21 protein-coding genes are annotated in these 24,986 nt (G+C 36.2%); 14 read left to right on the forward strand and 7 right to left on the reverse strand.

Annotated elements, in window-relative coordinates; translation table 11 throughout:
• Positions 1-23 precede the first annotated feature (23 nt).
• From ODR02_RS21900 to ODR02_RS21930, 7 genes are all read left to right on the forward strand, one after another.
• Complete coding sequence (locus ODR02_RS21900; RefSeq protein ID WP_309513551.1) at positions 24-2,852, forward strand: gliding motility-associated C-terminal domain-containing protein; 2,829 nt, start codon at positions 24-26, stop codon at positions 2,850-2,852.
• A gap of 222 nt (positions 2,853-3,074) precedes the next feature.
• Positions 3,075-6,473, forward strand: coding sequence for a T9SS type B sorting domain-containing protein (locus ODR02_RS21905; protein WP_309513552.1), 3,399 nt, complete (start codon positions 3,075-3,077; stop codon positions 6,471-6,473).
• 190 nt (positions 6,474-6,663) lie between these two features.
• Positions 6,664-7,458 carry a hypothetical protein gene (locus ODR02_RS21910; RefSeq protein WP_209786847.1) on the forward strand — a complete coding sequence of 265 codons (795 nt, stop codon included), beginning with the start codon at positions 6,664-6,666 and terminating at the stop codon, positions 7,456-7,458.
• A 290-nt stretch (positions 7,459-7,748) separates the two neighbouring features.
• Positions 7,749-8,513 carry a DUF6759 domain-containing protein gene (locus ODR02_RS21915; protein WP_309513553.1) on the forward strand — a complete coding sequence of 255 codons (765 nt, stop codon included), beginning with the start codon at positions 7,749-7,751 and terminating at the stop codon, positions 8,511-8,513.
• A 96-nt stretch (positions 8,514-8,609) separates the two neighbouring features.
• On the forward strand, positions 8,610-9,287 hold the full coding sequence (trmB, locus tag ODR02_RS21920; RefSeq protein ID WP_209786845.1) for a tRNA (guanosine(46)-N7)-methyltransferase TrmB: 678 nt from the start codon (positions 8,610-8,612) through the stop codon (positions 9,285-9,287).
• 17 nt (positions 9,288-9,304) lie between these two features.
• Entirely contained in the window at positions 9,305-10,003 is a 699-nt protein-coding gene (locus ODR02_RS21925) for a DUF6759 domain-containing protein (RefSeq protein ID WP_309513554.1), read from the forward strand.
• On the forward strand, positions 10,000-10,440 hold the full coding sequence (locus ODR02_RS21930) for a DUF6759 domain-containing protein (protein WP_209786844.1): 441 nt from the start codon (positions 10,000-10,002) through the stop codon (positions 10,438-10,440). Before ODR02_RS21925 ends, ODR02_RS21930 begins: the two co-directional genes overlap by 4 nt.
• 132 nt (positions 10,441-10,572) lie before the next feature.
• Here the strand turns inward: ODR02_RS21930 and rpsB are convergent, their stop codons facing one another.
• The 3 genes from rpsB to rplM form a co-directional block, all read right to left on the reverse strand.
• On the reverse strand, positions 10,573-11,334 hold the full coding sequence (rpsB, locus tag ODR02_RS21935) for a 30S ribosomal protein S2 (RefSeq protein ID WP_062675707.1): 762 nt from the start codon (positions 11,332-11,334) through the stop codon (positions 10,573-10,575).
• A 187-nt stretch (positions 11,335-11,521) separates the two neighbouring features.
• Entirely contained in the window at positions 11,522-11,908 is a 387-nt protein-coding gene (gene rpsI, locus ODR02_RS21940) for a 30S ribosomal protein S9 (RefSeq protein WP_002976218.1), read from the reverse strand.
• A gap of 6 nt (positions 11,909-11,914) precedes the next feature.
• On the reverse strand, positions 11,915-12,370 hold the full coding sequence (gene rplM, locus ODR02_RS21945) for a 50S ribosomal protein L13 (RefSeq protein WP_105681733.1): 456 nt from the start codon (positions 12,368-12,370) through the stop codon (positions 11,915-11,917).
• A gap of 349 nt (positions 12,371-12,719) precedes the next feature.
• On the opposite strand from rplM, the gene ODR02_RS21950 reads away from it, so the two are divergent.
• Positions 12,720-13,832, forward strand: a complete 1,113-nt coding sequence (locus tag ODR02_RS21950) for a DUF3667 domain-containing protein (RefSeq protein WP_309513555.1) — start codon at positions 12,720-12,722, stop codon at positions 13,830-13,832.
• Here ODR02_RS21950 and ODR02_RS21955 read toward each other — a convergent pair.
• Positions 13,829-14,161, reverse strand: coding sequence for a hypothetical protein (locus tag ODR02_RS21955; RefSeq protein WP_209789259.1), 333 nt, complete (start codon positions 14,159-14,161; stop codon positions 13,829-13,831). The two genes, ODR02_RS21950 and ODR02_RS21955, sit on opposite strands and share 4 nt — an antisense overlap.
• Before the next feature lie 294 nt (positions 14,162-14,455).
• Here ODR02_RS21955 and ODR02_RS21960 point away from each other — a divergent pair, with 294 nt between their 5' ends.
• The 4 genes from ODR02_RS21960 (at position 14,456) to ODR02_RS21975 (ending at position 20,572) form a co-directional block, all read left to right on the forward strand.
• The gene (locus tag ODR02_RS21960) at positions 14,456-14,854 is read left to right on the forward strand and encodes a hypothetical protein (protein WP_209786842.1); all 399 of its coding nucleotides are present in this window, start codon (positions 14,456-14,458) and stop codon (positions 14,852-14,854) included.
• Positions 14,851-16,098 (forward strand): hypothetical protein, encoded by a 1,248-nt coding sequence (locus tag ODR02_RS21965; RefSeq protein ID WP_209786841.1) that lies wholly within the window; start codon positions 14,851-14,853, stop codon positions 16,096-16,098. The genes ODR02_RS21960 and ODR02_RS21965 overlap by 4 nt, the downstream gene beginning before the upstream one ends.
• Before the next feature lie 258 nt (positions 16,099-16,356).
• Complete coding sequence (locus ODR02_RS21970) at positions 16,357-19,704, forward strand: methylmalonyl-CoA mutase family protein (RefSeq protein ID WP_105681738.1); 3,348 nt, start codon at positions 16,357-16,359, stop codon at positions 19,702-19,704.
• A gap of 157 nt (positions 19,705-19,861) precedes the next feature.
• The gene (locus tag ODR02_RS21975) at positions 19,862-20,572 is read left to right on the forward strand and encodes a diphthine--ammonia ligase (protein WP_209786840.1); all 711 of its coding nucleotides are present in this window, start codon (positions 19,862-19,864) and stop codon (positions 20,570-20,572) included.
• A gap of 38 nt (positions 20,573-20,610) precedes the next feature.
• Here ODR02_RS21975 and ODR02_RS21980 read toward each other — a convergent pair whose 3' ends face one another.
• Positions 20,611-22,020, reverse strand: a complete 1,410-nt coding sequence (locus ODR02_RS21980) for a pyridoxal phosphate-dependent decarboxylase family protein (RefSeq protein WP_309513556.1) — start codon at positions 22,018-22,020, stop codon at positions 20,611-20,613.
• Between the two features lie 173 nt (positions 22,021-22,193).
• On the opposite strand from ODR02_RS21980, the gene ODR02_RS21985 reads away from it, so the two are divergent.
• Positions 22,194-23,306 (forward strand): serine hydrolase domain-containing protein, encoded by a 1,113-nt coding sequence (locus ODR02_RS21985; protein WP_309513557.1) that lies wholly within the window; start codon positions 22,194-22,196, stop codon positions 23,304-23,306.
• Positions 23,307-23,312: 6 nt separating this feature from the next.
• On the opposite strand, the gene ODR02_RS21990 is transcribed toward ODR02_RS21985, so the two are convergent.
• Together ODR02_RS21990 and ODR02_RS21995 are read right to left on the reverse strand one after the other, a co-directional pair.
• Positions 23,313-24,032: a hypothetical protein gene (locus ODR02_RS21990; RefSeq protein WP_309513558.1), complete on the reverse strand. Its 720-nt coding sequence runs from the start codon at positions 24,030-24,032 to the stop codon at positions 23,313-23,315.
• Positions 24,029-24,352: a PadR family transcriptional regulator gene (locus ODR02_RS21995; protein WP_105681743.1), complete on the reverse strand. Its 324-nt coding sequence runs from the start codon at positions 24,350-24,352 to the stop codon at positions 24,029-24,031. Before ODR02_RS21995 ends, ODR02_RS21990 begins: the two co-directional genes overlap by 4 nt.
• Before the next feature lie 82 nt (positions 24,353-24,434).
• Here ODR02_RS21995 and ODR02_RS22000 point away from each other — a divergent pair, with 82 nt between their 5' ends.
• A complete protein-coding gene (locus ODR02_RS22000; RefSeq protein WP_209786835.1) occupies positions 24,435-24,959 on the forward strand; it encodes a 2'-5' RNA ligase family protein in 525 nt (174 codons plus the stop codon).
• Positions 24,960-24,986: the final 27 nt, after the last annotated feature.

Raw genomic sequence — 24,986 nt, forward strand, 5'->3', positions numbered from 1 at the left:
GTAGAAATCCTAATTCCATACACATGAAAAGATTTCTACTCAGTCTGGTATTAATTTTTTTGACAATTAATACACTCTTTGCACAAAGGGATACAGAGCATTGGATTGCTCCTTACTATGATAGTTATGGCGGTAACAGTTATACCAACATGATCTATCTGTCTACTGATTCAGACACCCCATTTGATGTAACCATTTACAATAACAATGCTGTAATAACTACGGTTACCATTAGTAAAGGTAATCCGCAAACCTATAAGGTTACCAATAGCCTTATTAGTGGAACGACCACTACAGAAGCATTCACTGTTGGTAATAAAGGACTGTATTTAAAAGCAGTAAAACCTTTTTACTGTAGTTTAAGACTTGCCCAAAGTGTTCACGGGGAAGTAATTACCAGTAAAGGAAAAGCTGGAATCGGAAAAACATTCTTCGTAGCAACTGCTCCCAATACCAATACCACCAGTATTCAGAACTTTACCGCAGGTATTATGGCAACTGAGGACAATACTACTGTAACAGCATCATGGAACCCTACTTCCGGAGTTGTTTTCATTAATGGTACTCCTACAGGTAATTCCCAGACCTTTACATTACAAAAAGGACAATCTGTAATTCTTGCCGGAGCAGGCACAGAATCTGCAAATAAAACAGGATTTATCGGTGCAAAAATAGTTTCTGATAAACCCGTAACCCTTACCAACGGAAGCTGTAATGGCAACTTCTCTACTTCTCCATCAGGAAGTGACCCGGTTCTGGATCAATCAGTACCGGTTGAAAGACTTGGAAATACATTTGCTATCGTTAAAACAAGATCTACAATTCCTAGCCAGAACATGGAAGGAGGTCTTATTATTGCTACAGAAGATAATACTGATGTTTATCTAAATGGTGTCGGAACTTCTGTTGCAACACTTGCTGCCGGAGAATGGTATAGAATTAATGAAACCAGTTATGTAGCACAAGGTACTAACGGGCATTCTAACATGTTTATTTCAACAACTAAAAACGTATACCTTTATCAGTTTGTAGGGGTAGGGAATAGTGAGGCAACTAATGGATTCAACTATATACCGCCATTGAACTGTTTCCTTCCAAGAAAGATTGATGAAATCGGAAAGATTAATGAAATGCCAATCGGTTCAGGTGGAGCCAGTGCAGTTCAGGATATCATCGTAAAATTAAATATCTTAACAGAGACCGGGGCTACTGTAATGGTAAATGATAACCCTGTAGCACCTACAGACGGTCCCTATCCATTGGCAGGAAATGCTAACTGGGTAACCTATGGAATCACCGGAGTTGTTGGAAACATTAAAATAACCTCTACAAAAGCTGTAACAGCTGGTATCAACGGAGGATTTAGTTCTGCCGGATATGGTGGTTACTTTGCCGGATTCTCATCAATTCCGGTAATTGCAAAAAAAACAGGTGAGTGTGTTCCGGGAATTATTCTTGAAGTAGATGACGGATATGAAACATACCAATGGTACCGTGACGGAGTTGCCATTCCAGGTGCTACAAGTTATACTTACACTCCTACACAATCAGGAAATTATACGGTAAGAGTAACCATGGGAACATGTCCTCCAGTGACTACTCCAATCTATAAAGTACAAAACTGTTTAAAAGAAACGACTCAAGCTCTTAATGCTTGTTCTACTAAAATAATTACACCTACGTTTACTTCTTCCACTCAAACAGTGGTTCCAAGTACAGTAGTAATTTTAACCCCTCCTACAAAAGGAACTGCTGTAGTGAATCCAAACGGAACAATCACTTATACACCAAATCCTGGATATTTAGGACCAGACAAAATCGTTTATAAATTCTGTGGAAATTCAGTTGAATTTACAGATTGTGAGCAGGTGACCTTAAACCTTACTGTAGTACCATTCATCGTAACGGATGCTTCTATTAAGGCTTGTTGGTATGATGTGGATCCTTACGCTTACTTTGACCTTACAAAAGCTAAGGTAACAGACTATAATGCTGTTACAAAAAAATACTACCGTACGCTGAATGATCTTACCGCAGGAATCAATGAAATCACACAACCAGAAAACTTCCCTTCCACCGGAGGATTTGTATATGTGAAAGTAACGACTGCTGAAGGATGTACAGCAAATGCTAAAATTGAATTAATTGTACTTCCAATCAAAAAGTCACCAATCCTTGTAGATCAGTACATCTGTATGGATGCAAAAACTAACCTGGACGCTGGCCCTGGATATGATTCCTACCTATGGAGCACAGGAGCTACTACTTCAGGTATCAGAGATGTAGGTGTTGGAGAATATACAGTAGTTCTTGGTAAGAATGGATGTTTCCTTACACAGACTGTTAAAGTTAAAAAAGTTGAAGATCCGGTAATCCAAACCATTGAAATCAACAACAATACAGCAACAGTAATTGTAAGCGGTGGTAAAGCACCTTATAAATATGCTGTAGACGGAACTGCAAACTGGCAGGATTCAAGTACTTTTACAGGTTTAACAAGAGGGCAACACACTTTCTACGTAAAAGATGCCTATAACTGTACTCCTATTGCAGTAGAAGTTACTATTCCTAATCTATTAAATGCCATCACCCCTAATGGAGATAATGTAAATGATTATATCGATTACAGTGAACTGGCATATAAAGAAAACCTAAGCTTTGTAGTGTATGACAGATATGGAAATATGGTATTCACCGGAAACAGATTCAACAGCTACAGATGGGACGGAAAACACTTTGATAAAAAACTTGGAACAGGAACATACTGGTATCATATCAGCTGGAATGAGTCCAACAAAGAAAAGACTCCAATAAAATATACAGGTTGGATTCTTGTTAAAAACAGAGAGTAATAATTAGTTTAAAACTATATTTAATAAGCCACGATCAAATGATCGTGGCTTATTTTTTTAAGCTCTCTGATTAAATTTATTCATTAGATTATGTTAAATACAGAAAAAAATAATACAAACTTAATTTTTTTTTAACCATGATTTTGAAATCACAATTTTTTATTATGTTTTCAACCATACAATACTTTTTATCACTAAATTTGTGATAAAGACCACCGCTGAATGAAAAAAAATTTATGTTTTTTGTTTATGTTTTGTATTTTCACCTTTGCTTTTGCCCAGTTGGATCGAGAGCATTGGTTTGCTCCAATGATAGATAGAACAGGCGCTCCCAATCCTTATCAGAAACTTTATTTATCTACTAACAGAACAACTCCTTTTCCTGTAAGCATTTACAATAATAATGTTCTGATTGGAACAGTAAATATCAGTAAAAATAACCCTCAGAAATTTGATGTCTTAAGGACTTATATTATTACCAAACTGCAGGCGGATTTATTTACCCCTACAACAAAAGGATTATACCTTAAGGCTGAATTCCCTTTTTACGCCAATTTAAGATTCTCAGTGTTCAACCATGGAGAAATTATTACTTCCAAAGGAATTTCTTCCACAGGACTGAAGTTTTACGCAGCTGTCACTCCTATTACAGTGAGCAATTCTATTCTGAATTTCATGACCAGTGTACTGGCAACTGAAGATAATACCAGTGTTACTATTTCCGGATACAGTCCTAACGTTCAGTTTTCAAATGGAACCACTGGGGCAACCAATCCTACAATGACTTTCACTTTAAATAAAGGGCAATCCTACATTATTGATGGAATTGGAAACATAACAGCAAACTTTGATGGTTTTATTGGGGCTAAAATTACTTCAACCAAACCCATCAATATCACCAATGGAAATTTTAATGGTCAATATGCAGGAAATCATCCAGCTGGTTCAGATATTTTAATGGATCAGGCAGTACCTGTCAACAGGCTTGGAAATGAATTTGCCCTTGTAAAAGGTAACGGTTCTATTGGCTCCCATATGGAAGGGGCTATTGTAATTGCTACTGAAGATAATACTCAAATTTTTGTAAACGATGAAATTCCACCTATTGCAACCCTTAATGCAGGAAAATATTTTGTCATTCCTGACTCAAAATATATCCTTCAAGGCAACGGACATTATAACTTATATCTCAAAACATCAAAAAATGCTTATGTCTACCAAACTTTAGCAGGAGTTTCAAATCCAGGAAATGAAACGGCCACCGGTGGATTTAATTATATTCCTGCTTTGAACTGTTACCTGCCAAAGCAAATTAATGAACTTGGACTTATTGATGAAAATTTTGTTCATTCCATTGGTAATCCCGGAGGAGTACTGAATATACCTACAAAACTTAACATCATTACAGAACGTGGCGCTATTATTACAGTAAATGGAGCTAATCCTCCTGCAATAACCGGCCCTTACAATATGACAGGTACAACGAATTGGGTTACCTATGGTATTCCCAATGTAACAGGTACGATTACTATAGCTTCAAATAGAGCCATTATGGCTGGTATCACTGCCGGCAGTGATGCTGTAGGATATGGGGGCTTTTTTGCAGGCTTTCCTACACAACCTGTTATTTTACAATCCGGAGGCGGCTGTATTCCAGGAATGAGTCTTACTGTAGATCCTTTTATTTATGATACCTATCAATGGTATAGAAACGGGGTTATTGTTCCGGGAGCCACCACTTCATCAATCACCCCTACATTATCAGGATATTACACATGCTCTGTAACAATGGGAAGCTGTGCACCTTTGGTTACTGAACAATTTAAAGTTCTGAACTGTACAAAACTTACCAATACATCATATAACGTATGTAATGTTAAAACCATAATTCCTGCATTCAGCAGTTCATCACAAACTCCTAGCCCAAGTACTGTAGCTGTTACCACAGCACCTTCATTGGGTACAGCTGTTGTAAACCCTGCAACCGGTATTATTACTTATACTGTAAATACTCTGGGTACAACGGGAACAGATACATTCACTTATACATTCTGCGGAGACGATCCTGACTTCCCGGATTGTGAAACAGTCACTGTTACCCTGAATATTCAGGCTCTAACGGTAATGAATGCAACATTATCTGCGTGTGATATCAATGGACAGGGAACCTTCAACCTGACGACAGCAAATGTTACCAGCAACTCTCCTGTTACCATTACTTATTATCCTACCCTATTGGATGCTCAGAATGAAAATGCAGCAGCATTGATTACTAACCCAACTGCCTATACTGCAACTAACGGAACAATCATATATGCGGTTGTTAATGACCATATTGGCTGTAAAAATATTGCACAAATAACGTTATCACTTTTTAACAAAGCTATTGTACTGGACAACTACAATGGTGTTTTCTGTGATGATAATCTGGATGGAACGGTTACCGTCCTACTCTCCAATATCACCCCTATTGTACTTAATAATCCAAATTATTTTACGAGTGTAAGATATTACGCAAACCTAGACGATGCTAACGCCGGAAATAACAATAATCTCCCTAACAACTGGAGCTATACAGGAACCACAACAATTTACATCAGAGTAGATTCTCCGGATGGCTGCCCTTCTGTAATCAAACCTTTACAATTCAGTATCGGAGCCAAAATAACATTAATTACAAAAACAGTTACAGAAACTACTTGTGACGATGACCTGGATGGAATAAAAAGTGTCAACTTGGCCCAGTTTATTCCTCAGTTTACATTAGATCCAAATGTTACTTTTACTTTTCATGCAACTTTAGCAGATGCTCAGAACAATGTAAATATCGTTGCCTCACCTGTTAACATTACAGGTTCACAGACTTATTATATCCGTTTTGAAAAAAATGGAGTTTGTCCGGAAGTAGGTACTCTTAAAATCAATATTAAAGTTCCTAAAAAATCGGACCTATTAAAAGATAAAACTATCTGTCCGAAAACCACTACCACACTGAATGCAGGACCCGGTTTTGAAAAATACTTGTGGAGTACAGGAGCTACAACACCTTCCATCACAAATATTGGCCCAGGAAGCTATTGGGTGGAACTAACCTTCAATGGTTGTGTTTACAAACAATATGTAAACGTAACAGAATTGCCTCTTCCTATCATTACGTCTATTGAAATTGATGGAACAACAGTAAAAATTGGGGCAAGCGGCGGTACACCTCCTTATGAATATTCTTTGGATGGTGTGGTATGGCAGAATTCCAATATTTTCTACAATGTACCTAGAGGTGCACACAATATATTTGTAAGAGACTCTAAAATGTGTGAAGATGTTAAAAAGCCATTTGCTATTATTAATCTGATCAACACCATTACTCCAAATGGAGACGGTCATAATGAAGTGATAGATTATTCTGCTTTAATGAAAAATGAGAATCTTATATTCAGGATCTTTGACAGATATGGTGCAGAAGTCTTCAGAGGTACTCCTGAAAACAGATACACCTGGGATGGAAGAGTCGGTGGAAGATATGTTCCTACAGCTAATTATTGGTACTTCATCACGTGGACCGAATATGGTTCCAGCCTCGTGGTAAAATATACAAGCTGGTTGCTGGTAAAACATAGATAACAACAGAAAACCGGAAGAAAGAACCCCACTCTTTCTTCCGGTTTTTTATTTAAATTTTCGATTTTTTAAATGAATGGCAAGTTTCTAACACTCCTTAACAATTAAATCCCAAAGTTTAATATAACTTTAACCACTATTCTTCATCTAATTACACAGAATTGCTTTATTTCTATGTAATTTTGCGCATTATATGAAGAAACTGTTTACTCTGCTGCTATTGGTTTTTCTGGCAAAAATTAATGCACAAATATATTCCGGAGAGGTATTTCTGAGAGACAACTCAATTTTATATCTCAATCAGGTTTATGTCACTAACCTGAATACACAGAAAACCGTTCTTACGGACTACAATGGTAATTTTAATATTCCTGCCAATGTCGGGGATGTGATCCGTTTTACCTCTATCGTTACAGAAAGAAAAGATATTAAGCTGACTCCTCAATCCATGGAACAAAAAAATCTGGTTGAGCTGAAAATAGCATATTACGAAATCCAGGAAATTGTTCTTAGCAGATTCAAGCCTACCGGAAATCTTCGGTATGACGTGAACTCGTTAAGAAAGGAAGATAAAGCACATGCTCTTAAAAAAGTAATTGGTCTTCCTGAGCCAAAAGGTGACGGAACACCTCCGGAGCTTCCTGTTGCCGGACTGCGGGATGGAGGACTTACCTTTAGCCTTGAAAGTATCTATGATATTCTCTCCGGAGAACGAAAGAAAAAACAACGTTATCAGGCCTATGAAAGGATGAACAGTTCTGTAGCTCAGATTAAAAATTATCTGGGTAAAGATTATTTTACAAAATTTAAGATCCCTGAAAATTTAATTGATAACTTCCTTCAGTTTGTTTATACTTCAGAAAATATCCAGGCTTATGTATTGGCGGGCAACTTTGAAGCGGTAAAAATTCCTATTGAAAAATATCTTCCTATTTATCAGAAAAGACTTAGAAGCTCGCATCTTCAGGAAGTTGTAAGCAGTAATTAAAAATTTTCGAAAAGAAATAACTTAAAATATTGAATAACTCGTGTACTTTACACGGGTTATTTTTTTGCTAAATGACCGAAAAATACCTGCTATAGTTTACCACAACATCTGCAATACGAATTATTCAACTTTTACAACATATTCTTCTTCAATATTCAAAAATATGTTTAATTTTATCTCACAAACAAGTGTTTAAAATAAAAACACGAGATATTCGTTATCAAATAAAAACTAAGCAACCTGAACGCAAATTAAGAGTGAAACACCAATTTCTAACTTAATATGAATTAATGAAAAAAGTACTTTTACTTCTTGGATGTATGTTATCTTTTACGATCTCTGCCCAAAAACAAGGTAAAGACTACAGTAATATTCTGAAAAGTAAGAATATCTACGAGATCAATGCCTTTTTGCGAGATGCCCATCCTGATGACCCCCGAAGATCCGTTCTGAAACCAAGGGTAATGGAAATGATGAAAGAATACATCAAAAATGCACACCCTGCCGATCAGAAGGTAAAAGATATGCAGGAAATGCTTGCCATGCTGAGAAGAAGACCTTCTACCAAGATTACTTTTGATGAAATGAATGCTATCATCAAACAAAAACAGATTGCAAAATATAAGGCTGAACTTGCTGCCAAACAATCTACCACAGTATATACCCCAAGTACTGCCCAAAATACATATGTTGTAAACGCCGCTGCTAATACCGCAGTTCCCAACACTGAAGCAGAAGAATTCAACATGCTGATGGCAGTTTCTCCTGTAGAACATAAAAACAGGACCGTAAAAATCTTAAATTCTCTATTTGATAATGATCCTAATGCTAAAGAATGCATTGTCATGATTCAAAATAAATCAGACTGTAATATCATTGTCAGAATGGAAGGGGTGGGAATCACCAAATACAGACTCGCAGTTCCGGCGCAGGGAGAAGGTTCTATTGTGGTGGAAAAAGGTCAGTATCTTTTCTCGAGTTTAGTTTGCGGAGCACAGTATGCATCACAAAAAACAATAGAAAGACCCATTATGGTGGCCTTAGGAAGTCACTAAGCTCAATCAGAAACGAATTATCACTCTGTCTTTTACCTCCAAAAGACAGAGATTCTCCATAAATTTTTAGTATTTTTGCACTCATTTTATAATTCAATGGGCAAGAATAAATTAGCAAGATTTGCAGAAAACAAAATATTACCAAATGTAATCCAACCTACAAGAGAAGACGCTTTAAAAGGCTTTGAACTTAAAGGAAAATGGAGAGATAATTTCTTTAAAAATGACAATCCGGTTGTATTGGAATTAGGGTGTGGAAAGGGAGAATATTCTGTAGGACTCGCAAAAACATTTCCTGAAAAAAACTTTATCGGAGTAGATATTAAAGGGGCAAGATTCTGGTTTGGAGCGAAAGAAGCCGTAGAAAACAACATGAATAATGTAGCTTTTTTAAGAACTCAGATCGAACTTGTTGATTATTTCTTTGCTGAAAATGAAGTAGACGAAATATGGATTACATTCCCGGATCCCCAAATAAAATATAAAAGAACAAAACACAGATTAACACATCCGGACTTTTTAGACCGTTATAAAAAATTCCTGAAGCCAGGAGGCATCATTCACCTGAAAACAGATTCAGAGTTCCTACATGGGTATACACTTGGATATTTACAGGGTGCAGGGTATGAAATCATTTCTGCTCACCATGATATTTATGGGGCACCAGAATACGATCCTAATACGGAACATTTGAGAGATATCAAAACGTATTATGAAGAGCTATTCTCAGCGAAAGGAAAAACTATTACTTACATCAAATTCCGGATAAGCTGATGAATTAAACAAACTTGATGAAAAAAAAATTTTTAACGATTTTATTCTTCACATTTCTTATCCCCAGCTTTACACAAGCTCAAAAAAGCAGTAAAGACATCTTAAAAAGCACAAACATCAAAGAAATTGAAGAATACCTGAAGAACGCACACCCTGACGATCCTAAAAAGAGCGTGCTGAAACCTAAGCTCATTGCTTTAAAAAACTCCGAATGGACAAAAGGAGCCCGTACTGCCAAACCTATGGAAACCAGACCTGTCATTACAGATATTCCTAAAGGGGCTATGAGAAATCCCTATTCGGATGATGCTGAAGAATTTAGGAGACTTATCACTGAAACAGCTGCTGAACATAAACAAAAAACAGTGAATGTACTGAATGCAATGTTTAATGAGGATATCAGCCGCAAGGAAGCAATTCTCTTGTTCAAAAATAATTCTGACTGTAATATTGTATTACGGATTGAAGGAAGAGAATTTTACAACCTTGCTGTTCCTGCTCATGCAGAAAATTTCATTGTTCTCAATAAGGATTCTTATACGCTTAACAGCAATATCTGTGATGTGAAATATTCGTCTCGGAAAGACATTAAAAAAAGTATATTTGTAACGATAGACAATCCAAAACCGGACGGCGCTGAGCTGAAATCAGCCCAAAAGGAACCGATAAAGGAAAAGTCGCTGAAAAAACAAAAGTCAAAAAATAAAATAGGATGAAAAAACTATTCGTTTTTATCGGAACTTCTTTGATTATTGCCAGCTGTAATGTAAACTACGGAGGCTATCCGGGAAGAACCTCCTACCCTTATCCTGCTAACAATACAGGGAACAGAGCGAATACAGAAAGAGAATACAATGAGCTTATAAAGACCTATAAGCCTGAAACAGCTGATGTACTTAATGATCTTCTAAACAGTGATGATCCTAAAAATCCCAAAACCTCTGTTTCCGTAGAAAACAAATCTCCATGCAATATGGTGCTTACAGTGAGCGGGAATAATTTTTTCAAGAAAATTCCCATTGGTGCCGGAAAAATAGGGTATACAATGGTACCGAAAAATCAAAATTACAGATTATCGGGTATGCTTTGTAATTCTACTTATCAGTCTACAAAGTTTGTCACAACTTCTTATTCTATAAAGCTTTCAAACTAAAATATAACCCGCAGATTTCTGTGGGTTTTTATTTTTAATAAACTACCCAATGACTTGCAGGCAACTGTATAAACAATAAAAAAACGCTGGATCGAAATCCAGCGTTTTTCCTATATTAAAGAAAATCTTTAATTATTCTGCATCGAAATCAGCATCTGTATCAGCAGATACTTTTTCTCCTTCTTCTTTAGATTTTTCTTTATCAGCTTTTCTTTGAGACTGACCTTCTTTGATAGATTCAGAAACTACGCTAAGGATCATATCAATAGACTTAGAAGCATCATCGTTTCCTGGGATAACGAAATCAACTTTTCTAGGGTCAGAGTTTGTATCAACGATACCGAAAACTGGAATACCTAGTTTCTTAGCTTCAGTTACCGCGATGTGTTCTCTTAATATATCAACTACAAATACAGCAGATGGAAGTCTCACCATGTCAGCGATAGAACCTAAGTTCTTCTCTAGGTTAGCTCTTTGTCTGTCAACTTGTAATCTTTCTTTTTTAGATAAAGTTTCGAATGTACCGTCTTTTTTCATTTTATCGATAGCATTCATCTTCTTTACAGCCTTTCTGATTGTAACGAAGTTCGTTAACATACCTCCTGGCCATCTTTCTGTAATATAAGGCATATTAAGTTCAGAAGCGTGTTTTGCAACTACTTCTTTCGCTTGCTTCTTAGTAGCTACGAAAAGAACTTTTTTACCTGCAGAAGTTAATTTCTCTAAAGCGCTGCAAGCTTCATCTAATTTAACTGCTGTTTTATGTAAGTCTACAATGTGAATACCGTTCTTCTCCATAAAAATGTATGGAGCCATATTTGGATTCCACTTTCTAGTCATGTGACCGAAGTGTACGCCAGCCTCTAAAAGGTCTTTTACATTTGCTTTTGCCATGTTTTCTGTTTTTGTTAGTTTACTTTCCGTCTTTTAAACAATCAACAACTTCTTTAGATGGGAGAAGCGTTTGGATGCTAAACGTAACGGGCAATTTTTTTGTTTAGATAAAATAGAACCAAGAACCAGGAGCCAAGATCTGAGAGCAAAGTCTTGCATCTTGTGTCTGATATCTTGAATCTTGATATTAACGTTTTGAGAATTGGAATCTCTTTCTTGCTTTTTTCTGACCTGGCTTCTTTCTTTCCACCATTCTTGCGTCTCTTGTAAGTAAACCAGCTGGCTTCAATGCTAACCTGAACTCAGCGTTGATTTCGCATAAAGCTCTTGAAATACCTAATCTGATAGCTTCTGCCTGACCTGTATTACCACCACCGAATACGTTCACGGTAACGTCATACTGACCAACAGTCTCAGAAAGGATAAACGGTTGGTTTAATTTGTAAACCATCACGTCTGTAGAGAAATATTCTTTAGCATCTTTACCGTTTACTGTAATAACACCAGAACCTGGTTTTACATAAACTCTCGCTACAGAAGTCTTTCTTCTTCCGATTTTGTGAACTATAGACATAATTAATTATTTAAATTCGTTAACATTAATTGTTTTTGGCTGTTGAGCTTCATGTTTGTGCTCAGTTCCTTCATATAAATAAAGGTTCTTAAGGATAGCAGATCCTAATCTGTTTTTAGGCAACATACCTTTTACAGATTTCTCTAATACCTTTAAAGAATCTTTCTTTTGAAGTTCAGCCGCAGTCATAGACTTCTGTCCACCAGGATATCCTGTATGCCAGATATAAGTCTTATCAGCCCACTTGTTTCCGGAAAGTGTAATTTTCCCAGCATTCAAAACGATTACGTTATCACCACAATCTACGTGAGGTGTGTAGTTCGTTTTGTGCTTACCTCTCAAAATCTTCGCAACCGTAGAAGCTAATCTACCTAACGGCTGTCCTTCAGCGTCTACCACAACCCATTCTTTATTAGCAGTAGCTTTGTTCGCTGAAACAGTTTTGTAACTTAATGTATTCACACGTTTTAGTTAAAGATTAAACATAATTTACCCCTAAAAGGGTGTGCAAAGGTACAAATTATTTTCGTAACCCAAAAACATATTTTATTTAATCTATATAATCTGGGTTGTACGGCCCTGTATCAATAGATTTTAACACTAATTACAATTTTGGCATAAATCTTGCGAACTCATGAGCCGATGAAAAAAACACTTCGAAGATTCTAAAAACACCAATGAAACAGCAAAGAGTTTATTCCCTCGACTCTTTCTTTTATTAAATTTACTTTAAAGATTTCCGTAAAAAACGTTAATATAATTATAATTTCATTGAAATAATTATATTTGCGTTAATCATATTCCATAATCCATGAGCCACGGAAAACTAAGAGAAGATAAGACCTGCCTGAACTGCGGGCATCAGGTTGAAGAAAGGTTCTGCCCACACTGTGGACAGGAAAATATTGAAAGCCGACAACCTTTTCATTTTCTCTTCACTCATTTCATTGAGGATTTCACCCATTATGACGGACAGTTCTGGAGAACTATACAGTATTTATTTACCCGCCCCGGATTACTTACCAAAGAATATCTGGCTGGTAAAAGACAATTGTATGTGACTCCTGTAAAACTGTATATATTTATAAGTTTCCTTACATTTTTCCTTCCCAATATTTTGCCTCACGCCAAAGAAGAAGCCGAAAGGCCCAGCCACATTAAAAAGGAAACAAAAGCAAAAAATCCGAAAGAAATTTCAAAAGATATTGTAAAAGATTTACAAAAAGAAGGTGTTCTGTCGCACGAAGCGGCAACAACCACCCAAAAAGCATTGGATACTTTAAAAGCGTTGGATACGACAAAAATTAAAGCCACTCAAGAAAAGACTGAAATTTTTGACAATACATTCGATGCTAAAGATGCATCCATTATGAATGCGAATACCATAAAACAGTATGATTCTATACTCGCAAAGGATAAAACAGGGATCTATTCATTAATGAGACCTCTGGCAAAAAAAGCGTTTTCATTAAAGGAAGAAGGATATAGCAAGCATCAGATCTGGGAAAAATATAAAGAGAACTTCATTCATACCATTCCCAAAGCACTCTTCGTTTATCTGCCCATATTCGCATTCTTTTTATGGCTGTTCCATAACAAGAAGAAATGGTGGTACTTTGACCATGGAATTTTTACCCTTCACTACTTTTCATTCCTTTTATTAGCAATACTTGTATTTATAGTAGGTGAAAGGATTACAAGCTTTCTGCCGGGCAACAATTTACTTACCTTATTATATGTTCTAGCCTGTATGGGACTGGGCCTCTACATGACAATCTATTTTTTTGTCGCCCATCACAGGGTGTATGAAACAAAAAAAAGAATAAGTATTCTGAAAGGCTCTTTATTATTTATTATAAATTATATCGGATTGATTCTGATGTTTATGATACTGATGTATCTCAGTTTTATTATGCTTCACTAATTTCTCAGGGATTTATTTCCTCTGAAGCTTGCAAATAAGTAATAGGCAACAAAAACTGTTGAAAATTTTAAGATAGATGGAATTGCCAGTTCAAGGTTAAAAATCAAAGCCCCAATAAGAACCAGAATGGCCATGGCTACAAATGAAAGACCCATTTTTTTAGGCAGTGTAAAATTGGGAGTATCCAGATAATAAGCAATTCCCCAGGCAGAACCAAAGGCAAAGGCATAGTAAATATCCAGTCCGATATTTTGTGAACTTAAAAAGAAATAATTAATCAGGAAGCTTACTACAGTTCCTAAAGCGAAATACATCAGAGCTTTTTGCATGTCTGTAAAAATATTCTGCAAAAATAGAGAATTTAATTGGGTGCAGAATCCTTACAAAGATTTAATTATTGAATTAAAGGCTGCTTTTCATGAGTGGATAAAGATTGGTTTCGGAAAAATCCACACAGCACCACTGAAACAATATCACCTAAAAAGGTAATTGACAACAAACATTGCAAATGATAAATTTGAAATAAAATCAAAAGCTGGAATTCCCTCATATCGTTTTACAGACATCCAATATGAGAGACCTGATTTTGAAGAAAAAAAATACACAAACCAAAATTAATAGACATGAAAAAGATTTCCCAAAAAACAGTAAAGCTTACTGACCTTCAAGAAAGTACTATTGAAGTAAATGTCATAATCAGTGCCAATACACAATTTGGAGACCCTCATTTTATCATCAATGGAATGAGAATCGATGACAACAATTTAAGTGACGGTAAATTTTCGTTTACCATTCCAAAAGCAGCTTTAATCTCTGATAATTTACTTTTCGCGACCTCTTTTAATATCAATATGCAGGAGAATCATCTGCAGATTTTAATCAATACCTGCAGAATAAAATTTGAATTTCCTCAAATTCCCGGCAAGAACTTTCATTTTAATCCTTTCGAAGGTAAAACGACTGAAGATTTAGCTGACAGATTTATCTATGGGGTTTATAAATACATAAAAATTGAGCTATGAAAAAGATATTATTAGCAGCTCTGACCGCTGGATCTACCCTACTATTTTCTCAAAACAAAGAAATTAGTGCAGAGTTAAACAAACTGGAGCTTTCCAATGCACCCAGTGTGATGCTTCTTGGTTTAGCAAGTTCTGATTTGGAAACTCCAAAATCAAAAAAGGCTTTCATGACCAGTATTGTCAATTCATTCAGTGAAAATGAAGGTCTTCCCAATGCCTATGCAGTAGAACTTACTCCTACTCATTTATTTCCTCTGACGGAGATGGATGCATTGAAGTATGCCGGCATTAAAAGCATTAAAAAATCAGATAATACCTATGAGTATAAGAATAACATTTTCAGTGAAGCAAAAAACGTTTCTGTCTCATTTGCCTTTCTGAGAAATTATAAAATTGAAGACCTCGATACGGAAAATCCTTCGGTATCTTTTTCTTTACGAACCACCGTATTTAAAGTAAGAAATAAAAAAAATATAGAGGCTATCACAACCTCAAACACGAATATCTCAAAGGAATTAACCGATATCCAAAGGGAATTTGAAAAGTCAGAAAAATACAACAGCATCATTGCATCCAATGCCAAACCAGATGAAATACAAGAAAAACTTGCAAAAGCATTAGAGGAGTTTGCCACGGATTATTACAAAACCGAAACTGAAAAATATAAAAAATACCTTGACGAAAAACCTGCTTTTCAATTAGATGTGGCATCAGCCTACAGTACTTTCTTTTTAGATAACCAGTTCAAAAATAATCAATTTGGGAAATTGGGATTCTGGATGACCATGAGTTCCGGAATCAACCTTGAAAGAACAAGAGATCCTAAGAAAGGTGAAGGTCAAAATAATGATCAATCAAAAGTAACCATTAAAGAAACCTCCGCCACAGACGCTTCAAAAATTGAAAAAAGATTGAATTTCTATGCTGTTGCCAGATATATGCAGGATAAAACAGTTTATGATGTTGCCAACGGATTCAGCCAAACCAACAATTATGATTTTGGTGGAAAAATAGAACTCGTTTACAATAAATTCTCTATTGGCTATGAATTCATTTACAGAAGCAGTGATCTGGACAACACCTACCGTTCCAATGGAATCATCAACTATAAAGTGTCTGACAGTGTTTACATCAATGCTGCATTTGGAAAAAATTACGGGGATAAGAACAACCTCATTTCATTTCTAGGATTAAACTGGGGACTGGACAGCAAGAGAAAGACACTTTTTTCAGAAAAAAAATAAAACAGAACGCTTTATTGAAATAAAAACCAAACTTCAGTGTAAAACAATAAAAAAATGTCAGCAGATTTTGATCTGCTGACATTTACATTTTTACAGAATAGTGTAATAATCTGTAAAATACAGACCTGACCTCCAACAAAGTCTATCAGTCCAAAAAAATAATTATTATAAAACACTGTAAATCAAAACACTAATACACCATTCAGGGTTTTCATTTTATTACTATATTTGAGAACTTAGAAACTTTCTAGAATTTTTATGGAAACCCAAAAATATACTCCAACCAACAAGGTAAGAATCGTAACTGCTGCCTCATTATTTGATGGGCATGATGCTGCGATCAATATTATGCGTCGTGTTATTCAGGGAACAGGATGCGAAGTGATCCATTTAGGACACGATAAATCGGCAGAGGAAGTTGTAAATACAGCGATCCAGGAAGATGCAAATGCTATTGCATTAACTTCATATCAGGGAGGTCACAACGAATATTTCAAATATATCTATGACCTTTTGAGAGAAAAAAACTCACCGCAGATCAAAATTTTTGGTGGCGGTGGCGGGGTAATCCTTCCGGAAGAAATCAAAGACCTTATGTCTTACGGAATCGATAGAATTTATTCTCCGGATGACGGCCGTGAACTGGGGCTTCAGGGAATGATTGACGATTTGGTACACAGATCGGATTTTGCAACAGGAAAAGATGTTACCGCTAAAGATCTTGACGATATCAGTTTTGAAAACCCGTCAAGCATTGCACAAATCATCTCAGCCGTTGAAAACTTTTCAGAAGAAAAACCTGAGCTTGTAAAAGCTATTGACGAAAAATCTAAAGATTTAACAATTCCAATCATTGGTATTACAGGTACGGGAGGAGCTGGTAAATCTTCGTTAACAGACGAATTGGTAAGACGTTTCTTACGTTCAAATACGGATAAAAAAATCGCCATTATTTCCATTGACCCTTCGAAAAAGAAAACCGGAGGTGCTTTATTGGGAGACAGAATCCGTATGAACGCGATTAATGATCCTAGAGTTTATATGCGTTCTATGGCAACCAGAGAAAACAACGTTTCTGTTTCGCCATTTATTCATTCTGCATTGAATGTACTGAAACTGGCTCATCCGGACGTAATTATCCTTGAAACTTCAGGAATTGGACAGTCTGGTTCAGAAGTTTCAGATTTTGCAGACGTTTCTATGTACGTGATGACTCCTGAATATGGAGCTTCTACCCAGTTGGAAAAAATTGACATGCTAGATTATGCAGATCTTGTGGCATTAAATAAATCTGACAAACGTGGTGCATTAGATGCTCTTCAGGCGGTAAGAAAACAGTTCCAGAGAAACCATTTATTATGGGAAAGCCCATTAGATGATATGCCTGTGTATGCAACGAAAGCATCTCAGTTTAATGATCATGGAACCACTGAATTATACAACAGACTCGTTTCAAAAGTAAATGATAAATTCTCTGAACTGAATCTAAAGACTTTTGTAGAACAGGAAATTACAGAAGAAGTAACCATTATCCCTCCGAAAAGAGTTCGTTACCTTTCTGAAATTGTTGAAAATAACAAGCAATACGATATCAATATTGAAAAGCAGGCTGAACTGGCCAGAAAAATGTATCATATTGAAGGCGTAAAAAATATCATTTCCAATGAAGTTTTAGAAGCTGAGTATCAAAAGGCTGAAAAAGAACTTCAACAAGATAATATTGATTTCCTGAAAACATGGGATGACACGAAAAAAGCTTTCCATGCAGAGTTTTATTCTTATTATGTAAGAGGAAAAGAAATTAAAGTTGAAACTTCCACAGAATCTTTATCTCACTTAAGAATTCCAAAAATCGCATTACCAAAGTACAATGACTGGGGAGATCTGATCCAATGGAAAGGACAGGAAAATCTTCCTGGAAGTTTCCCTTATACAGCGGGTATTTATCCGTTTAAAAGAACCGGTGAAGATCCTACAAGGATGTTTGCAGGAGAAGGAGGCCCTGAAAGAACCAACAGAAGATTTCACTATGTTTCTGCAGAAATGCCTGCAAAACGTTTATCTACAGCATTTGACTCTGTAACATTATATGGTCAGGATCCTGCTTTACCACCAGATATTTATGGTAAAATTGGAAATGCAGGAGTTTCTATCGCTACACTGGATGATGCTAAAAAGCTATATTCAGGATTTGATCTTGTGAATGCTTTAACTTCAGTTTCAATGACTATCAACGGCCCTGCGCCGATGCTGCTGGCTTTCTTTATGAATGCAGCCATCGACCAGAATGTTGAAAAATATATCAAAGAAAATGGTTTAGAGGCTAAAGTAGAAGCTAAACTGAAGGAGAAATTTGACAACAAAGGTTTAGAAAGACCAAAATATAATGGTGAACTTCCTCCATCCAACAACGGTTTAGGGCTACAGCTTTTAGGATTAACAGGTGATGAAGTAATTCCGGCAGAGGTATATGCGGAAATCAAAGCTAAAACGATTGCTACTGTTCGTGGTACTGTTCAGGCTGATATCTTAAAAGAAGACCAGGCTCAGAATACATGTATTTTCTCTACAGAATTTGCATTGAGACTGATGGGTGATGTTCAGGAATATTTCATCAGAGAAAAAGTAAGAAACTTCTACTCTGTTTCCATTTCAGGATATCATATTGCTGAAGCAGGGGCTAATCCGGTTTCCCAATTGGCATTCACACTGGCAAATGGTTTCACTTATGTGGAATATTACTTAAGCCGTGGAATGGATATCAATGACTTTGCACCGAACTTATCTTTCTTCTTCTCCAATGGTATCGACCCTGAATATTCAGTAATCGGACGTGTGGCAAGAAGAATCTGGGCAAAAGCCATGAAATTAAAATACGGAGCAGACGAAAGAAGCCAGATGCTGAAATACCACATTCAGACTTCAGGACGTTCTCTCCACGCTCAGGAAATTGATTTCAATGATATCAGAACAACTCTTCAGGCGCTTTACGCAATCTATGACAACTGTAATTCACTTCACACCAATGCGTATGACGAAGCAATTACAACGCCTACTGAGCAATCTGTAAGAAGAGCAATGGCTATCCAGCTGATCATCAATAAAGAATTAGGTTTGGCTAAAAACGAGAATCCGCTTCAGGGATCATTCATCATTGAAGAATTAACGGATCTTGTAGAAGAAGCTGTTTATACAGAATTCGACAGAATCACGGAAAGAGGCGGTGTTCTTGGAGCGATGGAAACCATGTACCAGCGTTCAAAAATCCAGGAAGAGTCTATGCATTACGAATGGCTGAAACATACAGGTGAATATCCGATCATTGGAGTGAATACTTTCTTAGGAAAAGATGGTTCACCAACCGTTTTACCAGGAGAAGTTATCCGTTCTACAGAAGAGGAAAAACAGGCACAGATTGAATCTCTTCATAACTTCCAGCAGGCCAATGAAAATAAGTCTGAAGAAGCTTTAAGAGAACTTCAGCATGCAGCGATTAACCAGCAAAACTTATTTGAAGTAATGATGGATGCCGTAAAATACTGTTCTCTGGGACAGATCACCAATGCTTTATTTGAAGTGGGTGGTAAATACAGAAGAAATATGTAATCCTTAATTGGACCTACATTTTTTATAAATTAAACCTCAAAGAATTTCTTTGAGGTTTTTATTTTAATTGTCAATAAAACATGAAATACTATTTTCATCCTTCAATTTAATTTTTAACCTTCCTTAAATTCTTATTTTTGATGGATTTATTTTTACAATGAAACCAAAAGCTTTATTCAACTGGAGCAGCGGAAAAGATTCTGCCCTCGCTCTTTATAAAATATTACAGGAAGATCAATATGAGGTCACCACTCTGCTTACCAGTATCAATCAGGAGTTTCAGAGGATTTCCATGCATGGAGTTCACGTTTCTCTTTTAGAAAAGCAGGCAGAAAGTCTGGGAATCCCATTACTCACAATGGAACTTCCCAAAGAGCCATCCATGGAAGAATACCAGCAAATTATGAGTAAAACAATGGCTGAAATTAAAGCTCAGGGAATCACTCATTCGATTTTTGGTGATATCTTCCTGGAAGATCTGCGAAAATACAGAGAAGAACAATTAAACGCTATTGGTATGAAAGCCGTATTTCCCCTATGGGAACAAAATACGTCCAACCTCATCCATGAATTTTTAGAGCTTAGCTTTAAAACTATTGTTACCTGCGTTAACGGGTCTTACCTCGACAAAAGTTTCGCAGGACGAATTATTGATCAGAAATTCATTGATGATCTTCCTGAAAATGTAGATCCATGCGGAGAAAACGGAGAGTTTCATACTTTTACTTTTGATGGCCCGATTTTCAAAAATCCGGTTCATTTTGAAATCGGGGAAACAGTCAAAAAAACTTACCCTAAACCTAAAACAACTCCTGAAGAAGAAGATGGGGAATATATTTTCTGGTTCAGTGATCTGGTAGTAAAATAAGCTTGTGAATATTCTTTCACAGGCTCATTTTCAATCTATTATTTTATTTCAGCAATGACTTCATTCATGAGATCAAATACCTGTCTTATATCTTTTTCAATGGTCATCCAGTTTACAAAAGCAGCTCTTATTCCTTTATGCTGATTATAAAAAGTAGGTGTCATAAAAACTTTTCCTGTGTCATTAAGTTTTTCAAGAAATTGTTCTACCTCATTCTGTCTTGTATCATCTTTTAATGTAAAACAGACCGTATTCAATCTTACCGGAGCCAGCAGTTTAAAATCATGACTGTTCTCAATCATCTGGCCAAACTGTTGTGCCCATGTTATATTATTATCTACAATCTCCTGGTAACCTTTCTTCCCATAAGCCATGAGAGAGAACCATGCCGGAAGAGCCTTTAATCTCCTTGAGTTTTCAGGAAGGAAATTTAAATAGCTGAAATTCTCCAACGGATCGCCCAGATAAGGAGCATTGGAGTTTTGAAAAGTTTCTACCTGTAAAATTTTATATTGCTCTTTAATCAGAAATATTGCACTTTCATAAGGGACATTCAACCATTTGTGGCAATCTACTGTAATACTGTCGGCATATTCCCAGCCTTCCACAAGATGTTGATGCGTTTCCGAACAAGCTGCAAAACCACCGAAAGCAGCATCAATGTGCCACCAGAAATTGTATTTTTCTTTTAACCTGCTGATCGCTTTAAAATCATCAAAATCTACCGTATTTACTGTTCCTCCACTTGAAATTAATATAAATGGCTCACCATTAAGCTTCAGAATATTTTCTTCCAGATCTTTGATACGGATTGCTTCACGGTTTCCTTCTTCCGTTTTGATCTTAATGATATTACCGCTGCCAAGTCCCAATAGTGACAATGATTTTATTGAAGATGAGTGAGGTGTAGCCGTAAGTACCTTTACTGTTCCGGAAATGCCTTCTTTGGCAATATCTCTTCCCTGCTCTTTTCCCAGCCATTGACGACCAACAGCCAAACAGGTAAAATTAGACATTGTAGCTCCCGATACAAAACCTCCCAGAAAGCTTTCCGGAAGCTGAAGAAGTTTCAGTAAAAGCTGTATGGTTTCCATCTCTATTTTTGCGGAAGCATCTCCCTGCTCTGTTACTGACTGGGGATTCTGATCATAAACCGTCGTCAGCCAGTCACCTGCTATCGATGCCGGTGTAGCTCCTCCTGTTACAAATCCCCAATATCTCGGCCCTCCCGATCCAACCATGATCGGTTCAAATTTTTCATTAAAAATCCTTAAAGCTTCTTCTGTCCCGAATCCTGATTCCGGAAGATCCTGCCTCTCCGATATAGTATTATTGATTACTGATGTTAATCTTTCTTCAATAGAATTCAGGTAATCTGTTCCCTGTTCTTTGATGATATTCAGCAGATTACCGATGTTTACTGAATCGTTTTTCAAGTGTTCATTCATATTTTGTGATATATTTTCTCTATCAAATGTATTAAAATACCCGGTAAAGAATCATTAAATTCAATATTAAATTGATCCCAAGCCTGTCCTAGCACGTAATTTGCATCCCTTAATGCTCTTGGATATTTTAGTATCTTTAAGAATATCAATCATCATAAAAAAATACAACACCTGTGATCAAAAATTTAGTATTCCTAACCCTATTCTGCTTTTTATTTTCCTGTACAACAACTGAAGTTCCAAAAGCTGCTCCTGTTGATAAAAAAGCAATTGTTGATTCTACCATTGCTGCATTTCAGAAGACCCTTTTAGAGCAACAGATTGATTCCGCTTTCAAGAAGTATCATTTCAATGGAAGTATTGCCGTTTTTAAAGATTCCCTTCCTCTTTACAGAAGAGAAAACGGATATTCAGATTTTAAAAGAAAAACTAAGATTGACAGCAATACCATTTTTGCGATAGGATCTGTAAGCAAGCAGTTCACCGCTGTTTTAGTCTTACTCCAGATGGAACAGGGAAAGCTTAATGTAACGGATAAAGCATCAAAATACCTGAAGGAATTTCAGATCAGAGAATATGAAAATATTACAATTCACCAGTTGTTAAATCATACTTCAGGACTGAATCTAATGGGTGGGAAGCTTATGTTTAAAAGTGGTTCAGATTTTTTCTACTCTAATGACGGATTCAATACCCTTGGAAAGATTGTAGAAAAAGTTTCCGGAAAATCATATCATGAAAATGTTCAGGAACTCTTTAAAAAAGCGGGAATGAGACATTCTTCTACAGGAGACACTTTTAAAGGAACTCATTTTGCCAGCGCTTATCTGGGTACACCTGCTAAATTTCAAGAAGTTCCCAATATGCCGAAAAGATTAGGCGGACAAGAAATCGGAACACCTGCCGGTGGAATATTATCTACCATTCAGGATCTTCATTTGTGGAACAATGCATTGTACGGTGGAAAAATTTTAAAACCGGAAACCCTGAAACTCTTTATGGCAAAAAGTGCAGAAAGACGTCATGCTATCTTTGGAAAAATGGGTTACGCATACGGAATTATGCTTAATATCGGCCAGCCTAATTCTTATTTCCACAGTGGTTACGTAAAAGGTTCCCCTTCATTAAATATCTATTATCCGGACACCAAAACGTCTGTGATTATTCTGTCTAATATTGCAGACGAAGAAAGAGGAAAAGGAGTGATCTTCAGGCCTCATATTGAAGTAAAAAAGATCACAGATCACCTTGAAAACACGCTTACACAGCTTAGATTAAAACATTAGTTTTCACTATGCCGGCTTCAGAAATTCCTGCATTTTTATTAAATTCTTTCTATGCTCAAGAAAATTGAAGATGGCAAAAGAAAGAGCTACCTGTAATACAAAAGGAAGAATTAGAGTCATCAGAACCCCAACAATATCCGTATAGTTTTGTTGTCTGAAAAACTGATAGGCATAATCCCCGCTTTTCAATGCCACTTGCGTCATGGAACTGGCCCCAATAACCATTAATCCCAGATTCTGCTGATACATGGTGTAAAGGCATTTCCCTCTGTATTTAAAATCAGCCTTTATATATTTCCAGATTTTATAATTAAAAATCCATATCAATAGTGTTGTCAATACAAATGATCCATTAAGAAATCTGAAAAATATTTTATATACCTCTTGATTTCCTGCCATAAAAATCAGCAATAGATTAACAGCAAAAACCAGAACCCCTACCATCAAAGATTTTTTGAAAAGGCCACTATATTTCTCCTGGATAATTCTTTTAGCAATGAAAGGAATTTTAGTAGGGTAAAACAGCAGGTAATTAACCATTTTAAATTCTCCGTTCCAGGATGCTTTCACTTTTAGAAAGGCTTCTTCAAAACTGATATTTTCATTGAACTGAATATCTGAAATCTGACTCATCATATGATCTCTGATCTCTACTAAAATATCTAAGGAAAGCTCCTGAGCTACCAGATAATCTGTAATTTTATTTCCCTGTGCTTCGGTGATCATACATTGAATATTGTCTGTAGGTTGAGTAAATAGCTTTTCATCTCAGTTTCCTGTTCTGTCTGTTGTTTTGTTCCTTTTTCAGTCAGCAGGTAATATTTCCTATCTCTTCCATTAATCTTCTGAATTTCGGAAGTGATCATTCCATCATTTTCTAATTTGTGCAGCAATGGATAAAGTGCGCCTTCCGTCATTTCAAGTTCACCCTGAGTAAGTTCTTTCGCTCTTTGGGTGATTTGATACCCATACATTTTAACTTCCTTTGAAAGAAGCTTCAAAATAATATTCTGCAGGGTACCTTTATAAAGACTATTCTTTTTCATAGTAGGGCTTATATACATTGCAAACTTATGCATAATTTTCTTATGTATAAAAATTTAATATAAAAACTTTTTAAATTGCTATATGAAAAAAATGTACTTCATCGCTGTTTATCCTCCTCAGGAGATTATTGAAGAAATAAAAATCTTTAAAAATGATATGGCAACGAATTATGCCAATTCCAAGGCTTTGAAAAATGAAGCCCACATTACCCTATTTCCTCCCTTTTCAAGAGAAATTGAAATGGAGGAAGATATTCATATTGCTTTTCAGAAGATTAATACAGAAATAGCCCCTTTTGAAGTAGAACTGGATGGCTTTGGAAGTTTTCCTAATCCTAAAAATCCTGTACTCTATATTCAGCCGAAAGAAAATATTCATTTAACCAAGCTTTATCATAGGGTAAAAGAATATTTTAATTTTGCCCCGTATTCTTTTAATCCTCACTTGACTGTAGGATTCAGAGATCTGACCTGGGAAAATTATCTTAAAGCCTGGGAAAAGTATGAAACAAAGGAATACAAAACTAGATTCTTAGTTGACAAAATACTGCTTCTTCGCCATGATGGACAATGGGTACCTATAGCAGAGAAAAAACTGGAAAAATAGAAAACCCGGCTGCTGGAGCCGGGTTTT

The organism is Chryseobacterium sp. CFS2 (assembly GCF_036543225.1).
GTDB classification, from domain to species: Bacteria; Bacteroidota; Bacteroidia; order Flavobacteriales; family Weeksellaceae; genus Chryseobacterium; species Chryseobacterium culicis_A.

Bases quoted from the DNA above. Each gene is read 5' to 3' on its own strand.
- ODR02_RS21900 (WP_309513551.1), top strand. From the start codon at position 24: ATGAAAAGATTTCTACTCAGTCTGGTATTAATTTTTTTGACAATTAAT.
- ODR02_RS21905 (WP_309513552.1), top strand. From the start codon at position 3,075: ATGAAAAAAAATTTATGTTTTTTGTTTATGTTTTGTATTTTCACCTTT.
- ODR02_RS21910 (WP_209786847.1), top strand. From the start codon at position 6,664: ATGAAGAAACTGTTTACTCTGCTGCTATTGGTTTTTCTGGCAAAAATT.
- ODR02_RS21915 (WP_309513553.1), top strand. From the start codon at position 7,749: ATGAAAAAAGTACTTTTACTTCTTGGATGTATGTTATCTTTTACGATC.
- trmB (WP_209786845.1), top strand. From the start codon at position 8,610: ATGGGCAAGAATAAATTAGCAAGATTTGCAGAAAACAAAATATTACCA.
- ODR02_RS21925 (WP_309513554.1), top strand. From the start codon at position 9,305: ATGAAAAAAAAATTTTTAACGATTTTATTCTTCACATTTCTTATCCCC.
- ODR02_RS21930 (WP_209786844.1), top strand. From the start codon at position 10,000: ATGAAAAAACTATTCGTTTTTATCGGAACTTCTTTGATTATTGCCAGC.
- rpsB (WP_062675707.1), bottom strand. From the start codon at position 11,334: ATGGCAAAAGCAAATGTAAAAGACCTTTTAGAGGCTGGCGTACACTTC.
- rpsI (WP_002976218.1), bottom strand. From the start codon at position 11,908: ATGTCTATAGTTCACAAAATCGGAAGAAGAAAGACTTCTGTAGCGAGA.
- ODR02_RS21950 (WP_309513555.1), top strand. From the start codon at position 12,720: ATGAGCCACGGAAAACTAAGAGAAGATAAGACCTGCCTGAACTGCGGG.
- ODR02_RS21955 (WP_209789259.1), bottom strand. From the start codon at position 14,161: ATGCAAAAAGCTCTGATGTATTTCGCTTTAGGAACTGTAGTAAGCTTC.
- ODR02_RS21960 (WP_209786842.1), top strand. From the start codon at position 14,456: ATGAAAAAGATTTCCCAAAAAACAGTAAAGCTTACTGACCTTCAAGAA.
- ODR02_RS21965 (WP_209786841.1), top strand. From the start codon at position 14,851: ATGAAAAAGATATTATTAGCAGCTCTGACCGCTGGATCTACCCTACTA.
- ODR02_RS21970 (WP_105681738.1), top strand. From the start codon at position 16,357: ATGGAAACCCAAAAATATACTCCAACCAACAAGGTAAGAATCGTAACT.
- ODR02_RS21975 (WP_209786840.1), top strand. From the start codon at position 19,862: ATGAAACCAAAAGCTTTATTCAACTGGAGCAGCGGAAAAGATTCTGCC.
- ODR02_RS21980 (WP_309513556.1), bottom strand. From the start codon at position 22,020: ATGAATGAACACTTGAAAAACGATTCAGTAAACATCGGTAATCTGCTG.
- ODR02_RS21990 (WP_309513558.1), bottom strand. From the start codon at position 24,032: ATGATCACCGAAGCACAGGGAAATAAAATTACAGATTATCTGGTAGCT.
- ODR02_RS21995 (WP_105681743.1), bottom strand. From the start codon at position 24,352: ATGAAAAAGAATAGTCTTTATAAAGGTACCCTGCAGAATATTATTTTG.
- ODR02_RS22000 (WP_209786835.1), top strand. From the start codon at position 24,435: ATGAAAAAAATGTACTTCATCGCTGTTTATCCTCCTCAGGAGATTATT.